Annotated in this window: 15 protein-coding genes; 3 read left to right on the forward strand and 12 right to left on the reverse strand. The window is 65.0% G+C overall.

The window, feature by feature from the left end; all coding sequences use genetic code 11:
* Positions 1–63: 63 nt before the first annotated feature.
* The 3 genes from QQL87_RS01885 to QQL87_RS01895 all read right to left on the reverse strand — a co-directional run bounded on the left by QQL87_RS01885 (position 64) and on the right by QQL87_RS01895 (position 1608).
* Positions 64–390 (reverse strand): hypothetical protein, encoded by a 327-nt coding sequence (locus tag QQL87_RS01885; protein ID WP_284416076.1) that lies wholly within the window; start codon positions 388–390, stop codon positions 64–66.
* A 33-nt stretch (positions 391–423) separates the two neighbouring features.
* Positions 424–963 (reverse strand): hypothetical protein, encoded by a 540-nt coding sequence (locus QQL87_RS01890; RefSeq protein ID WP_284416075.1) that lies wholly within the window; start codon positions 961–963, stop codon positions 424–426.
* A 123-nt stretch (positions 964–1086) separates the two neighbouring features.
* A complete protein-coding gene (locus QQL87_RS01895) occupies positions 1087–1608 on the reverse strand; it encodes a GNAT family N-acetyltransferase (protein WP_284416439.1) in 522 nt (173 codons plus the stop codon).
* A 367-nt stretch (positions 1609–1975) separates the two neighbouring features.
* Between QQL87_RS01895 and QQL87_RS01900 the strand changes: the two genes are divergently transcribed.
* The gene (locus QQL87_RS01900; protein ID WP_284416074.1) at positions 1976–2503 is read left to right on the forward strand and encodes a hypothetical protein; all 528 of its coding nucleotides are present in this window, start codon (positions 1976–1978) and stop codon (positions 2501–2503) included.
* A gap of 259 nt (positions 2504–2762) precedes the next feature.
* Here QQL87_RS01900 and QQL87_RS01905 read toward each other — a convergent pair whose 3' ends face one another.
* The gene (locus tag QQL87_RS01905; protein WP_284416073.1) at positions 2763–5252 is read right to left on the reverse strand and encodes an autotransporter outer membrane beta-barrel domain-containing protein; all 2490 of its coding nucleotides are present in this window, start codon (positions 5250–5252) and stop codon (positions 2763–2765) included.
* Between the two features lie 212 nt (positions 5253–5464).
* Entirely contained in the window at positions 5465–6256 is a 792-nt protein-coding gene (locus QQL87_RS01910) for a transporter substrate-binding domain-containing protein (protein ID WP_284416072.1), read from the reverse strand.
* Positions 6257–6339: 83 nt separating this feature from the next.
* Here QQL87_RS01910 and QQL87_RS01915 point away from each other — a divergent pair, with 83 nt between their 5' ends.
* On the forward strand, positions 6340–6855 hold the full coding sequence (locus tag QQL87_RS01915) for a DUF1993 domain-containing protein (RefSeq protein ID WP_284416071.1): 516 nt from the start codon (positions 6340–6342) through the stop codon (positions 6853–6855).
* A gap of 111 nt (positions 6856–6966) precedes the next feature.
* Here QQL87_RS01915 and QQL87_RS01920 read toward each other — a convergent pair whose 3' ends face one another.
* The 6 genes from QQL87_RS01920 to QQL87_RS01945 all read right to left on the reverse strand — a co-directional run bounded on the left by QQL87_RS01920 (position 6967) and on the right by QQL87_RS01945 (position 13028).
* Positions 6967–7368, reverse strand: a complete 402-nt coding sequence (locus tag QQL87_RS01920) for a hypothetical protein (RefSeq protein ID WP_284416070.1) — start codon at positions 7366–7368, stop codon at positions 6967–6969.
* Positions 7369–7569: 201 nt separating this feature from the next.
* Positions 7570–8568, reverse strand: coding sequence for a hydroxyacid dehydrogenase (locus tag QQL87_RS01925; protein ID WP_284416069.1), 999 nt, complete (start codon positions 8566–8568; stop codon positions 7570–7572).
* A 37-nt stretch (positions 8569–8605) separates the two neighbouring features.
* The gene (locus tag QQL87_RS01930; RefSeq protein ID WP_284416068.1) at positions 8606–9706 is read right to left on the reverse strand and encodes an ABC transporter ATP-binding protein; all 1101 of its coding nucleotides are present in this window, start codon (positions 9704–9706) and stop codon (positions 8606–8608) included.
* Positions 9707–9724: 18 nt separating this feature from the next.
* The gene (locus QQL87_RS01935; protein ID WP_284416067.1) at positions 9725–10636 is read right to left on the reverse strand and encodes a carbohydrate ABC transporter permease; all 912 of its coding nucleotides are present in this window, start codon (positions 10634–10636) and stop codon (positions 9725–9727) included.
* Positions 10636–11574, reverse strand: a complete 939-nt coding sequence (locus QQL87_RS01940; RefSeq protein ID WP_284416066.1) for a carbohydrate ABC transporter permease — start codon at positions 11572–11574, stop codon at positions 10636–10638. The genes QQL87_RS01935 and QQL87_RS01940 overlap by 1 nt, the downstream gene beginning before the upstream one ends.
* 113 nt (positions 11575–11687) lie before the next feature.
* Positions 11688–13028 carry an ABC transporter substrate-binding protein gene (locus QQL87_RS01945; RefSeq protein WP_284416065.1) on the reverse strand — a complete coding sequence of 447 codons (1341 nt, stop codon included), beginning with the start codon at positions 13026–13028 and terminating at the stop codon, positions 11688–11690.
* Positions 13029–13424: 396 nt separating this feature from the next.
* Between QQL87_RS01945 and QQL87_RS01950 the strand changes: the two genes are divergently transcribed.
* On the forward strand, positions 13425–14153 hold the full coding sequence (locus QQL87_RS01950; protein WP_502871122.1) for a Spy/CpxP family protein refolding chaperone: 729 nt from the start codon (positions 13425–13427) through the stop codon (positions 14151–14153).
* Between the two features lie 36 nt (positions 14154–14189).
* On the opposite strand, the gene QQL87_RS01955 is transcribed toward QQL87_RS01950, so the two are convergent.
* A complete protein-coding gene (locus QQL87_RS01955; protein ID WP_284416063.1) occupies positions 14190–14816 on the reverse strand; it encodes a TetR/AcrR family transcriptional regulator in 627 nt (208 codons plus the stop codon).
* Positions 14817–14856: the final 40 nt, after the last annotated feature.

The following is a 14856-nucleotide window of genomic DNA, read 5'->3' on the forward strand; positions in this document are numbered from 1 at the left end:
TGCCCTTTGGCCGTTCCGTTTCCGCCCGTCTCGAAGAGAAGCGATCGGGGAGCCAAGCCCGGACTATCTGAAATACCAGGGGTAGGTCCAGTACACCCCGTCTGCCGCGGTCCGCATCCGCATGATCGCCTTTGAGCCGGCGCGTTGATCATCCTCGACGGCCACCACGGTTCCGACGGGGAAGGTCCGGCATTCTCCCGACGCCTTCTTGGCGCGCCAGAAGGCTGCAAAGCGCGGCGTGTCTCCCATCAGGTCGCCGAGCGTCTTCAGCGTCTGCCACGACCGGCAGGAGACCGCAGCGGCCGCCGCCGTCACCCGCTGCCCCTGATCGTAGGCGTGAGCGGGCGTGATGATGGCCGCGGCGAGCAACACGGGACCGATGCGTCTCAAAACCCATCTCCTTCAGATAAAATGATTGATCGCTTACTTCCGAACGATCTGAACTTGCCGCAACACCTTCAGCAGTTCGGCACGCGACTTCGCCGTCTTGCTCGTGTCGGCTGCTCTGGTGGAAAGATGCAGATCGATCCATGCATTGGCCTCGACGCGCTCGGCGCGCAGATGAACTTGGACGAGACCAGCGACGGAGACGTCGTAGGCGACCACCTCCCATCCGCCCTCCCGCAGCGTCTCGACATGCGTCGGCGCCGTGGCTCCTGTCAGCGCCGGCGACCGCAACTCCGCCGCCCAGAACGCCTCGAGGCCCTTGTATTGCTGCGCCGGTTCGAGCCACCCGCTCAAGATCAGCAGAGGCCGGGCGCGGCTGAGCTTGAAGTAGCCCGGCCTTGCGCCTTCCACGGGATCGGACCGAAGCGCCGGCTCCGAGATCTTCACGATCACTTGGCTCTGCGGCACGGTGAACGTGAACGGGACCTCTGATTGCGCTGGGCCGCTGACAGCGCCGAGTACGGCCGTCATCGCGCCGAACAACGATACGGCCCTTGCACCAAAGCGAACTCGCATGACGCCCCTCCCAACCACGGGGACATGGTAGCGCGGGCTCACGTCCGTGCATATGCCGCGGCTGGTCACGTTGATCGAAAACGGGTTTAGGACTGCGGCAGGCGCTCGCTCCTGGCGCCAGATTCAGGATGGCAGGCCAGCATGTGCTCCGTCCGCCAGAAACGCCATCGAGATCACGTTCTCATAGCGACCGTCGATCCGGACGGCGTTGCGATGCAATCCCTCCGCTTGGAAGCCGACCGATTTGTATAAGGCGATCGCGTTTTGATTGGCCTCGCGCACCGTCAGTTCGATACGCGTGAGCCCGCCGGCGAGCGCGGCATCCATGGTCTGCCGGATGAGCGTGCGACCGATGCCGCGGCCGCGCCAGGGCGGCAGCAGGCCCATGCCCAGGGTGCCGCAATGGGCATAGATCGTCCTGCGCGTATTGGTCAGGATATCGCACCAGCCGACGATCCGGCCATCGTCAACGACGACGAATTGCGGCTGGCCGTTCTCGATGTTGTTCAGAACGAAGGCTCTGATTTCGTCGAGCGACGCCGCTTCGAGGAACGAGAGAAAGCGCCGTTCGCGCGCCACGCTGTCCAGCACGGCACGGAATGCAGCGATGTCGCTCTCGGTGATGGATCGGATCTCATGGGACATGATCTGGTTGCTTCCAGAGGAGGGCGCGGCGCGAACTGCCGACCGGCCTGTCGTGATCGCCACTCGTCGGCGCTCTTGCTCATGTGCCAGTACGCAGCATCGCCGGCAACTCGGTGATGAGCGCGCAGCCTCGCCATCGGGCGGTCCGCGAACGACGAACGGACCGTTTCCAGCACACGATGGTTGCTCTCGTTTCGGTCCCTCGCGCGTCGCGCGAGCCGCCGGGACATGCGCTTGCGCGGTGCGCCGATTCCGCAACAGCTCGGAGAAAGGTCGATCGACGCAAGTGTGGCACGCTGGCGCCTCAATCGTGGCCGTGCGAAGAAGCGAGCATTGTTGGTGTTCATCTACCTGGAGGGGCGCACCCATGCGCTATCTGCTTGCCGTCCTCGCGATCGTCCTGTTGCCGTCGGTTGCGGTCGCACAGGAGCGGATCACGATGGCGGACTACGTCGCGTTGTGTCTCGCGCTGTGGGATGGCGCGCCGGATATTTCCGCGCGGGCGAGCGAACTGGGACTGGTGGACTCCACCGGCGGGACGTCGGGGGCGTCGATCACCATCGAGAAATCCACCATGCGGCTGTTCAAATCGGCGTCGGGCAACGTCTCGTCCATCAGCACGGTGATGGAGGAGGGCAAGCAATCCTGGTGCGACATCAACGTCCCCGTTGCGCTCGACCGCGCCGATCTCGACGTCCTCGCAAAGGCCTTGGATCTCGACGGGCAGGTCGTCACGCTCGGCCAGTCCACCATCGGCAGCTGGCGGATTCGCAAGCGCCGGCCGCCGGTGCTGGTCCGCACGATTCTCGGACGGGCCAACACAATAGTGGTTCTGGTGCGGTTCGAGCCGTCCGGGGCGACCGCCGCGGCGAAGCCGCAGAAGACGAGCCATTGAAGGTCGGAGCAGGGCGGCGATCGCATCTCGACATCCGGGGCTGCCGCGACGAACCATCGTGTTAGTTAGCTAGCTCCTCCGTCATGCCCGGGCTTGTCCCGGGGCATCACGAAGTGGAGAGAGACGAACGCAAAACTGCGATTGTCAGATACGATGGCGCTGGTGGCGCAGCATTTGGGATTTCAGCACCTCCGATCCGATGGCAAGCGCCAGCGCCAGATCCAGCCAGATCGAGAGGATCATCGCGGCACGCCGTGCGTCAGAACGCGATGCGCAGTCCGGCGCGGCCGCTGATGATGGTCGAGCGGTCGGAGAGGGCGAGATACTCGCCGGCCGAGAACAGTGTCAAGTTGCGGTTCTGCCATTCCAGCCCAAGGCCGCCGAAGCCGCCCCACACGTTGGACTGGCCCGGTGTCGCGAACGGGATCGTCTGTCCGAGCAGCGCCGCATTGACGCTGTTGCCGCCGACCCGCTGGGTGCCTAGCACGCCGGCGGTGAGGCTGGTCGACAGCACGTCGCCGGGCGAGAACGTGACGCTGCGTGTCAGCTTCGCTTCGCCGCGCTCCTCGAGCGTGCTCACGGTCTGGCCGTTCAGGGTCAATGGCGCGGTCGTGCCGGTTTCAGTAGTGCCGGCATAGGAGCCGTAGAGATAGCGCAGCCGGACCGAGGGCGTCAGCGTGTAGCTGGCGCCGGCGAGGCTTCCCAGCGCCCAGCGATGGCCGAAGGTCGCCTGCGGGCTCACGTACCAGCCGTTGAAGTTCGCGGACGCGGTCTCCAGGCCGCCCGCGACGAGGTTGTTGTTGATGGTGCGGCTCGAACTGTTGCGGGAGCTTCCGGCCTGTACCGCCGCGTGCAGGAAGGAGGCGCCGATGTCGTAGCGCGCATAAGCTCCGCCGAAGACGAGGTCGGCATTGCTGCTGCCCTGATTGAAGTCCACCGCGCTGCGGGTCTGGCCGCCACCGAGGAAGGCGCCGAGCCGCAGGCCGGGCCGCGTCTGCCAGTCACCGCCGATCATGCCGCCGTAGAACAGGTTCGTCGTCCGCAGCAGCACGCCGTCCTGCTGCTGGATGCGCTGGCCGGCGAAGCCGCGCGCCCAGACCGTGCTGCCGTCGCCATAGGTGACAGTCGGGTTCTTGAACTGAAGACCCTGGCCGGCATAGGCCGACAGTCCCGGCATCGCGGCGAAGGCTTCGTCGATGCGCGAGGAGGAGTCGGGAGCCGCGAAGGCGAGTGGTCCGCCGCCCGGGGCGCTGGTGCCGGTGAAGACCGGCACGGCATCGAACACCGCGCGGCTGAAGTCGCCCAGGCTGCGCGCCGTCGCGGCAAACGTCGTAGGATCCACCGCGACGGCCCGGTTGCCGGAGACGGCGAACGGCGTGGTGCCGGTCACCGTCGCCCCGGACAGCGTATCGAAGGTGAGGTTGTGGTTGCCGCCGCGGAAGTTGACGGTGTCGCCGCCGCCGCCGAGCTCGATGGCGCCGATCAGGCGCGAGCCTGTCAGCAAAGTGAGGGTGTCGGCGCCCCCAGCGAACTGCAGCGCCGACGTGCTTCCGGAGACGGTGCCGGCGTTCGTGACATTCGCCGTGCCGAACACTTGAATGCCGAAGCCTTGGCCGCCCGTACCGGCCGCCCCGCTGATGCTCCCGGTGTTGAAGATGCTGGCATTGTTGCTGACGGAGATGCCGACGCCTCGGCCGCCAGCGCCCGACACGCTCGCGATGGTGCCAAAGTTCGACACGTTGGCGTCATTGGCGACGGCGATGCCATAGCTGAAGCCGGTCCCGACCGACGCGCTGGCGATGCTGCCCGAATTGGTCACGCTGGCGTTTCCACCGGCCGAAATGCCGATGCTCTGCTGGTCGCCTCTGGCCGTGATGGTCCCGGAATTGGCCACCGTGGCGTCCTGGCCGGCGAGAAGGCCGAGGCCGAACTGGCCGCCGTCCCCGGAGATGGTCCCGGAATTCGCCACGTCGGCCATGCCCGTGACAGCCAGCAGGCCGTAGGACTGACCGCCGGCGCCGGCGACAGCCGAGAGCGTGCCGGAGTTCGTCAAGCGGACGTTGCCATTGGCGCTGACCAGCCCGAAGGCTTGACCGCCTACGCCCGCGACCGCTGAAATGCTGCCGGAATTCGTGACGTCGGCATCGCGCTGGGCCTGGATGCCAAAAGCCACGCCGGAGAAGCCCGCGGCGGCCGAAATCGTCCCGACATTCGTCACGCGCGCGTCCTGGCCGGTGACGATCCCATAGCTGCTGCCACTGTCGTCGGCCGCTCCGGAAATGGTGCCGGAGTTCGTCACATTGGCATTCCTGAACGCCAGGATGCCGATGCCTTGGAAGCTTCCGCTGCCGGTGATCGTTCCGGAGTTGGTCACGTTGGCATCGTTGCCGACATAGAGGCCATAGCCGAGCACGCCGGATGGACCCGAGATCGCCGAGATGACACCGGAGTTCGCGATGGTGGCGTCGTTGTTGACGGCCACGCCGAGGGCCTGGAATCCGGAGCCTGAAATGGTGCCGAAATTGGTCACCTTGGCGTCTTGCAGGGCGCTGAGGCCGACGCCGGTTCCGGCCGCGTCAGTTCCGGAGATGGTGGCCGCACCGGCATTGGTCACCGTCGCGGTGCCACTATCCTCAAGGCCGGTCGCGCCCCCGGTCAGGGCGATGGAGTTGCTGCAGGTCTGGTTGGTCCCAGTGGCCTGGCACTGCTGCGCCAGAGCCGCGCCGGTTGGCAGCAACAGCCATCCCATCAGCAAGCTGCCGCCAACCGCGCGCTTCAATGCCATTTTGATCAACCAGTTTAAATATACCGCCAGTTGTGATGGAACATGGCGTGCATTAGGTCGTCAATGGGACTTGATACGGCGTATGTCCGGGGATGTCCGGATGTGTCTTTTCGATCTCACCCGGACACGATGTGGGCTCCGAAGGACGCGCGTTCAGCGCCGCTCCGGATCACCCCTCAATCGAACCAGGTCTTGTAGATCGCCTGGTAGCTGCCGTTCTCGGTGGAGATGTGCAGCCACTGGTCCACGAACGCCTTGAGCGCGACGTCGCGCTGCAGCCAGTAGGCCTTCTCGGAGAAATCGAACGGCTTGTCGGGATGGACCGCGCAGAGCACGCCCGGATGCAGCTTCTGCTGATAGCGGGTCTCGGAGGCGTCGGTCATCATCAGGTCGGCGTCGCCTTTGGCGATCTCCTCGAAGATGGTGACGTTGTCATTGTGGACGCGGATGTCGGCCGCCTTGACGTTGGCGCGGGCGAAGCGCTCGTTGGTGCCGCCGGGGTTGACGATGACGCGGGTGCCCGGTCTGTCGATGTCGGAGAGCGTCTGGTACTTCGAGGTGTCGCTGCAGCGCGCGATCGGGGTCTTGCCTTCGCGCATGATCGCCGTCGAGAAAAAGCCCTTCTTCTGGCGGTCGAGCGTGATCGAGACGCCACCCATCGCAACGTCGAACTTGTCGGCCTCGAAATCCTTCATCAGCTGCGGCCAGCTGGTCGGCACGAACTCCACCTTCACGCCGAGCGCCTTGCCGAGCGCCTCGGCCATGTCGACGTCGAAGCCGGAGAACTTGCCCGTCGCCTTGTCGAGATAGGTGAACGGCTTGTAGTCGCCGGTCATGCCGACCCGCAGGGCGCCGCGCTGCACGATCTCATCGAGCCGTGAGGCTTGCTCGGCGGCGGCCGCGGCCACGACGCTGCAGAGCAGCGCCACGCCGGTCAGGGCGGCGATCGTCCGGTTGAAAAGTCCCATATTGAAATACCTCGCTTGGTTGGGCCGCGCTATTCTTAGCCGAGGTCGCCACGCGCGACGAGGGGCCGCGGGACGGGGGGGTGATGAGCATTTCGTTGGTGCAGGCGTCGGTCGAGACGTTCGTGCCGTATCTTCGCAACTTGTCGGCGCTGCTCGACAAGGCCGCAGCCTTTGCCGAGGCGCGGGGCATCGATCCGGCGGACCTGCTGCAGGCGCGGCTCGCCCCCGACATGTTCAATCTGATCCGGCAGGTCTGCGAGGCCAACCGCCACGCCACCATCGCCTGCGCGTTGCTGGCCGGTCAGCCGCAGCCCATGGTCGCCGAAAGCGACACGGATGTGGCCGGGTTGAAGGCGAGGATTGCAATCGCGATCGACCATGTGCGGAGCGCGCCACGCGCAGCGATCGAAGACGGTGCAGAGCGCGAGGCCGTCTTCACCTTCCGCAACGGCGCGACGCGCCGGTTCGCGGATGGCCGCTCATTGCTGCTGACGTTCAGCCTGCCGCAGTTCTTTTTTCATGTCACCACGGCCTATGACATCCTGCGCCATGCCGGTGTGCCGTTGGCGAAGTCGGACTATCTCGGATTGCCGCGATAGGGGCGTGGTGCGAAAACGACATGAGGCCGCCCGCAGGCGTCACGCACAGCCATCCTTCGACGAGCTGATCGCTACATCGGCCGCTTTGCCGTCGTCCCTTTGAAGCGCCGGCTACTTCTCGCCGCGACCCGTGGGGGTGAACGGGGCGGTCGGGCCCTTGCCGGTCATCTCGTTCTTCAGCGCCTCGAAGCGCTCGATCGCCTCACGCGCGCGGGCATCGACCGTCTTGATGGCAGCTTCGGCGCTCATCGGTCCGGTGCTCACTGCAATCGAGGTCGGACCGACGGTCTCGTCGACATAGTAGCCGTCGTCGCCCCGCCGGGACGTCCAGCGGAAACGGATTGCGGAGATCGGACCCGGACCGACCTTGGTGTAGCCGTCAGCCTGTTCAAACGGGATGACCGCGGCGGCCTTCCTGGACGGCGGCGTGGCCTTGTCGGCCGGCTTGGCGGTTTCAGGCTGATCCAGAATGCTCGCTATCGTTGCGAGCGCATGCTCCGTCGCAACACTCATGATCGCCCCTGTTCCCTACCGGCGCGCGTAACCTTCGGCGCCAATAGTCCCAGTTGTAGCGAGATTTGGGCAGGTTGCAAGAATGCGTTCAAAATTGGGCGACAAAGAGGTGGAGAAAGGTTCTGACATCCGCGTGATGGCACCCCGGCACCTGCCCCATCGCTGAAGGGCAGGGCCGTCTCCATCGTACCAGCGCTGCTGCTACAGCACGTCCTGATTGATCACGTTCTGCCGAATCGGATCGCCGTCCAGGACGCTCAGGATGTTGCGCGCGGTCTGCTCGCTCATCCGGTCGACCGCCTCGCGGGTGACGCCGGCGACGTGCGGGGCCATGATCACGTTGGGCAGAGCATGGAGCGCATGGCCGACCGGCGGCGGCTCCTGCTCGAACACGTCGAGGCCGGCGCCGGCCAGCCGTCCCGACGACAGCGCATCATACAGCGCGGCCTCGTCGATCAGGCCGCCGCGGGCGGTGTTGATCAGGTAGGCCGAGGGCTTCATCAACCGCAGACGCGCGGCATTGAACAGGCCGATCGTCTCCGGCGTCTTCGGGCAGTGGATGCTGACGAAGTCGGCGCGCGGCAGGGCGGCATCGAGATCGGCGACCGCCTCGCAGCCGGCAGCGGTGATATCGGCGGCGGGCTTGTAGGGATCGTAGACCAGGACCTGCATCTCCATCGCGAGGCAGCGCTTGGCGGTGCGGGTGCCGATGCGGCCGAAGCCGATGATCAGCACTGTCTTGCCGTAGAGATCGAACGGCAGCACGCCGAGGCGCGCGCCCCAGGTGCCGTCCTTGACCATCGCATGCATCTCGCTGGCGCGCTTGGCGAGCGTCAGCATCATGAACAGCGCCTGCTCGGCGACCGAGGGCGAGTTGGCGGTGCCGGCCACCATCAGCGGCACCTTGTGCCTGGAGAGCGCGGGAACGTCGACGGCGTCGAAGCCGACGCCGATCCGGGTCACGACCTTCATGTCGCCGGCGGCCAGCAGTTCCGGCTCGCCGAAGCGGGTGGCGCCGAGCGCGACGCCATGCACGGGCGCGTGGGCGGTGAGCAGCGCGGAGAATTCGGCCGCCGAGATCATGTTGGGAAACTCGATCATCTCGACGTCGTCGCGCGCCGCGAGCAGCGCGCGGCCCTTGGCCGAGAAGGATTCCGTGACGAGGATCTTGTTCTTGTTGCTGGCCGTCCTGGTGCTCATGTCCTGCCCTTGACCCGATTTTCTTGTCGGGCCGTCGTCAGATCACGAGGCCCGTGGTCTCGTTTAGCAGGTGCATATTGTTGAGGTCCATCGCCATGCGCAGAGGGCTGCCATCCCGCGCGCCGGCATTGGGGCTGACCCGCCCGCACACCGGCGTGTCATCGAGGGCGAAGTAGACCAACGTCTCCATGCCCATCGGTTCGGTGACGTCGAGCAGCGCCTCGAACGGCTCGATTCCAGGCTCCGTATGCGGCTTGGTTTCGGTGATGTGCTCCGGCCTGATGCCGAGCAGCAGCCGCTCATTCCGTGACACGGATTGATAGCGCGCGGCGCGCGCTGGCGGTAGTGGAAACGCGATGCGGTCGGTGAGACGGATCTGGAGCCGGCCATTGGCCTCCTCGAGCCGGCACGGCACGAAGTTCATCGCCGGCGAGCCGATGAAGCCGGCGACGAAGCGCGTCGCCGGATTGTGGTACAGCTCGTTCGGGGTGCCGATCTGCTCGATGCGGCCCCGGTTCATGACGACGACGCGGTCGGCCAGGGTCATGGCCTCGACCTGGTCATGGGTGACGTAGACCGTCGTGGTGCGTACCTTCTGGTGCACCTTCTTGATCTCGATGCGCATCTGCACGCGCAGCTTGGCGTCGAGGTTCGACAGCGGCTCGTCGAACAGGAACACCTTGGGATTGCGCACGATGGCGCGGCCCATGGCGACGCGCTGGCGCTGGCCGCCCGAGAGCTGCTTCGGCTTGCGGTCGACGAGGTCGACGATATCGAGCATCCGTGCGGCCTCCGCCACGCGGCTCTTGATTTCGGCCTTCGGATAATGCTTCAGCCGCAGCCCGAACGACATGTTCTCCGCCACCGTCATGTGCGGATACAGCGCATAGTTCTGGAACACCATCGCGATGTCGCGGTCCTTCGGCGGCACATCGTTGACGACGTCGCCGCCGATCGCAATGTCGCCGTCGGAGATGTCCTCCAGGCCCGCAATCATCCGCAACGTCGTCGACTTGCCGCAACCGGAGGGGCCGACCAGCACGACGAACTCGTGGTCGGCGATGTCGAGATCGATGCCCCTGACCGCCTCGACGTCATCATAACGCTTCACGACCTTACGCAAGCTCACTTCAGCCATGTCAACGAACCCCTCATGTCAGCCCTTGGTCGCGCCAGCGGTGAGGCCGGCGATGTAGTAGTCCATCAGGAACGCGTAGATGATCAGCGGCGGCGCGGCGCCAAGCAGGGCGCCGGTCATGATCTGCCCCCAGTTGAAGACGTCGCCCTTGATCAGGGTGGTGACGATGCCGACCGGCAGCACCAATTGGTCCGCCGAGGTCGTGAACACCAGCGGATACAGGAACTGCGCCCAGGACACCGTGAAGGCGAAGATGGTCGCGGCGATCAGGCCGGGCAGGGCGACAGGGATGAAGATCCGCGTCAAGGTCTGCAGCCAGGAAGCGCCGTCGATGATCGCGGCCTCGTCGAGTTCCTTCGGGATCGAGGCGAAATAGCCGATCATGATCCAGGTGCAGAACGGCACCGTCAGGGTCGGATAGATGAACAGCAGCACGTACCAGCGGTTGATCAGCTGGATGCCGGTGACGTCGCCGATCATCGCGAACATCTTGAACAGCGGAATGAACAGCAGACTGTCCGGGATCAGATAGGTCAGGAATACGCCGGTGGCGAGCGTCGCCGAGCCCCAGAACTTCATGCGCGACAGCGCGAACGCGGCGGGAATGCTGATCAGCATGGTGATGATCACGACGATGATCGAGACCATAGCAGAGTTGAAGAAGAACCGCAGGAACTGGTTCGAGGTCAGAAGCCCGGCATAGTTCTCCAGGGTGGGGTGAAACACCCACCATGGGTTGGTCGCGGCCGAGATCTCCGCGCTGCCTTTCAACGAGGTGATCAGCATATAGAGCGGCGGCACCAGCGAGAAGATCGCGAACAAGGTCAGGAAGAAGTACGACCAGCGCAGCGCCCAGGTGCGGTCGCGGCTCATCGAGCCATATTTGACATTGCGGGTGGGACCGGCCTTGTCGATCGTGAGCGTGCTCATCAGGATTCATTGCCCCGCTTGTTGACGTCGCGCAGGATGAAGATCGCGGCCACCGCCAGGATCGGCACCATGAACAGCGAGACGCTGGCGCCGAGCGGAATGTCGCTGCCCTCGATGCCGACGCGGAACGCCCAGGTCGCGAAGATGTGCGTCTTGTCGAGCGGGCCGCCGGCGGTGAGGATGCGGACGATGTCGAAATTGGCGAACGTCACGATCAGCGAGAACAGCGTGGTGATGGCGATGATGTTGCGCATCATCGGCAGGGTCACATACCAGATCCGCTGCCACCAGTTGGCGCCGTCGATCGCCGCGGCCTCGTAGAGCTGCTCGGGAACCGATTTCAGCGCCGCCAGATACATGATCATGAAGAACGGCGCGCCGTACCAGACGTTCACCAGGATCACCGAGAACCGGGCCCAGGCGGCATCGCCGGTCCAGGGAATGGGACCGATGCCGAAGAAGCCGAGCGTGTAGTTGAAGGCGCTGTAGGACGGGTCGAACAGCCACAGCCAGGCGAGCGTGCTCATCGCGGGCGGGATCACCCAGGGCACCAAGAGCATGCCGCGCCATTTGCGCTGCCCCTTGGCCGGGATGTTGTGCACGAAATGCGCGACGATGAAGCCGATCAGCGCCTTGAACACGACGGCCGTGATCGCAAAGATGCAGGACTGCTTGACGACCAGCCAGAACGTGTCGCGCTTGAACAGGAACTCGAAATTGCCGAAGCCGACGAACCGCTGCATCGACTTGTTCAAAGTGGCGAGATGCACCGAGTAGAAGGCGGGATAGACGACCAGCAGCGCGATCAGCAGGATCAACGGCAGCGTCATCAGGAAGGCCGTGGTCGACTTTCGCTTCAGCGCCTTTCGCAAGCTGCTGCGGCCAGCGGCCTTGCGGGGGCGGGCGGCGGCCGTTTCGCCGATGGCGGTATCAACCATGAGAGCGAGCTCCTCGTGAGGTCCCCGGCGGATGGCGTTGACTGGATGTGGAACGGATAAAGTGCGCGGCCCGCCTGATGATGCGGGCCGCCAAGGTTGCAACGGACGCCTGCTCAGCTGCGCAGGAAGCCCTCGCACTCGCCCTCGGCCCAGGTGAGCGTCTTCTCCAGGCTTTCGCCCTGGGCATAGCGCAGGCACATCTTGGTCTGCGTCGCCTGGAAATAGATCTGCTGCGCGACCTTGGGCGGAGCCGGTGACGCCGCGATCGAGAGCACCTGCTGCTGATAAGGATCCGGGTAGTGGAAGATCGTGCCCTTGGGCGGTCCCTGTTCGACCCAGATCTTCAGCTTTGTCAGCTTCTCGAAGGCCGGCAGGTCGTAGCCGCCGCTCGCGTCCACCATCTTCTCGATCGAAGACGGCTTGGAGAGATGCACGAGCAGGCTCTTCGCCGCCGGCTTGTTCTTGGAGAAGCTCCAGATCGACCAGAAGTAGGGCAGGAACGGCGCGAAGCGGCCTTTGGGGCCCGCTGGAAAGCCGTGGGTCCAGCACTGCTCCGCCACTTGCGGTGCATCGCGCTTGGCGACTGCCCAGGCGCTCGGCGGGTTCATGATCAGCGCGCCCTTGCCCGCGATCAGCCATTTGTTGTTCGAGGCGTCGTCCCAGGCACCGACATCCGGCGGCAGGAAGGCGATCAGCTTCTTGTAGAACTCGAGCACCTGGCGCACCGCATCGGTCTTGACGGTGAGGTCGCCCTTGGCGTTGACCAATTCGGCGCCGAACGCCTTGAAGAACGCGCCCGCCGTATCGACATTGTCGGACGTTTCGCCGAGCCCGATTCCAAACGGGACCCCGGCCTTGTGACAGGCCTCAGCGGCCTTGAGAAACGTATCGGTGGTCCAGTTCTCGGCCTTGGGCGGACCGCCTGCCGGATACATCTCCTGTACGTCGATGCCGGCATGTTTCTTCATCAGGTCGATGCGCGAGCAGGGGCCCTTGATCTGGCTGCCGACACAGGCGGGCACGCCCATCCATTTGCCGTCGAGCATTCCCAGATATTTGACGGTATCGTTGACGGCACCGTTCTCCTGGATGATGGGCTCCATGATGTCGTTCACGGGCTCCATCAGGTCGGAGTTGGAGTGGCACCACCAGGTCGGCATCTGGAAGATGTCATGGCCGGACTTGGCTTGCGCCTCGGCGGCGATGGTCACGAGGTTCTTGTTGCCCTGGCTGGTGATGTAGTCGATCTCGAGATCGACCTTCTCCTTGGCCGCCCATTCCTTGCAGAGCTCCGTCGACGCATCGTTGGCGCCTGGAACCCAGTGGTCCCAGAACCCGATCGAGAGCTTGCCGGCGGCGTACGCTCCGCGCACATAGGGCGCGGTGATCATGACCGCCGAGGCGGCAGCAGTTGCAGCAACGAATTGTCGGCGATCCAGCTTCCTCCGTGACATGGCGTTCCCTCCCTGGTGAGCCAAGCATTCGGTTGATGGCGAATCCTGTTTGTTAGTTGTTGCGTCGCGTCGGGCGCGACTGGATTTCGCTTGGCTGCGATCAGAGCAGAATTGCGTGCGACTGTCGAGAAAGCAGGTGCGGCGACACATAGCACTCATGGCGTGCACATTTCGTCGCAGGGTCCGCAGCTGATCGCATCGCAGCGATGAACGCTGCGATGCGATGCGGCTCGCAACCGAAGTCACGATCAGCGTCGCTCGACCTGTTCGATGCGGTGCTGCTTCGCGCGGCAGATGGACTTACGCGTTGCGGCAACGATAGAATTGATCCGACTCGTGGCCACATGACCGAGGTGTCGCGAGCCGGTGGCGCTTAGTTGCATGGAACCTGAATTGATGACGATGAAGTCCATTGGCAGGCGGCGTTGGTGTTTGCGATGCATCGCAATAGGCGCGTCCTTGGTGGTCGTCGCCCTTGCGGACCCACCGCGTCAGGTTGACGCGCAGGGCCTGTTCAAGGGCGTCGAACAGGGCGCGCGCGAAGGCAACAGGGCTGCGGGCCCCGTCGGCGGCGTGCTTGGCGGCGCGATCGGCGGCGTCGTCGGCGTGGTCACCGGTGTGACCGGAGCCTTCACCGGCAACACCGGTCAACCGAACGCGCAGCCCGCGGCGGCACCTCCGGAGGGCAAGAAGAGCAAGGCCGCGAAGACGGCCAGGACCAGGGTCGCGAAAGCGGCACCGATGCTGACGCAACCGGGCGCGCCGGAGCTCACGGCCGAGCAGATCGTCGCCAACAGCGATGCCAATGTCGAGCGCCTGAAGAGCGGCCTCAGCCTGACGGAGGAGCAGGCGAAGAACTGGGGTCCGTTCGCCAATGCGATGCATGCGCTTGGTCGCAACGGCGCCGATCGCCTCAACCTGCGCATCGCACGCTCGAAGCGCGATCCGCCCGACGACATCGTCGAGCAGATGCGCAACGAGGCCCAGTTCCTGGTCGATCGCGCCGCCGACCAGCGCGCCGTCGCCGATGCCTCGGAGCCGCTGTTCACCAGCCTCGACGACAAGCAGAGGCAGATCTTCATCGACGAAATGGTCCGTCTCAGCCGCGAACGCGGGCTGGACTGATCTGATGCAGCCGATCCGACGCGCCGACGCGTCGCTTCAGCCCGCCGGCGTGATGCGGTGGTACTTTGCGGCCAGCAGTGCCGCCAGCTCCGTTCTCGCATCGGCCAGCGGGATGGCATGCTGGCGCGCCTTGGCCATGGCCATCGCCCCGGAATAGGCGGCGATGATGAGGGTCGCGAGGCTGTCCGGATGCAGGTCGCGCGCGCGGTCCGCGAGGACGTCGGCGTAGAACTTCGCACGCAGGGCGTCATGCCACGACGCGAAGATGTCGCTGAGCGCGACGCGCATTTCCGCATCGTGCAGCGAAAGCTCCAGCGCCATGTCGTTGAGTGGACAGCCGGCTACGGCGCGCCTGCTCGTCAACTCGCCGATGATGGCTGCAAAGATGCTGTCGATGGCCGTGGGCGCATCGGCATGAGCTTGGAGCGGCGCGATCCACGTCGCTGTAACCACCTGCGCCACCCGGTCCCGGATCACGGCAAGGCCAAGGTCGCGCTTGGCCGGGAAGTGATGGGCCAGGGCGCCACCCGATACGGACGCCTTCTCCCGGATCTCCAGCATCCCCGTGGCGAGATAACCCTGGCGAACGAAGGCGTCGTAGGCGGCGTCGACGATGCGCCGGCGCACGCCGTCCGGGTCGTTGGTTCGTCGGTTGGTTTTCATCTCGCCAGGAACATAGCGGCCTGATGAAACAGGTCAATCA

The organism is Bradyrhizobium sp. SSBR45G (genome assembly GCF_030159255.1).
Lineage (GTDB): Bacteria > Pseudomonadota > Alphaproteobacteria > Rhizobiales > Xanthobacteraceae > Bradyrhizobium.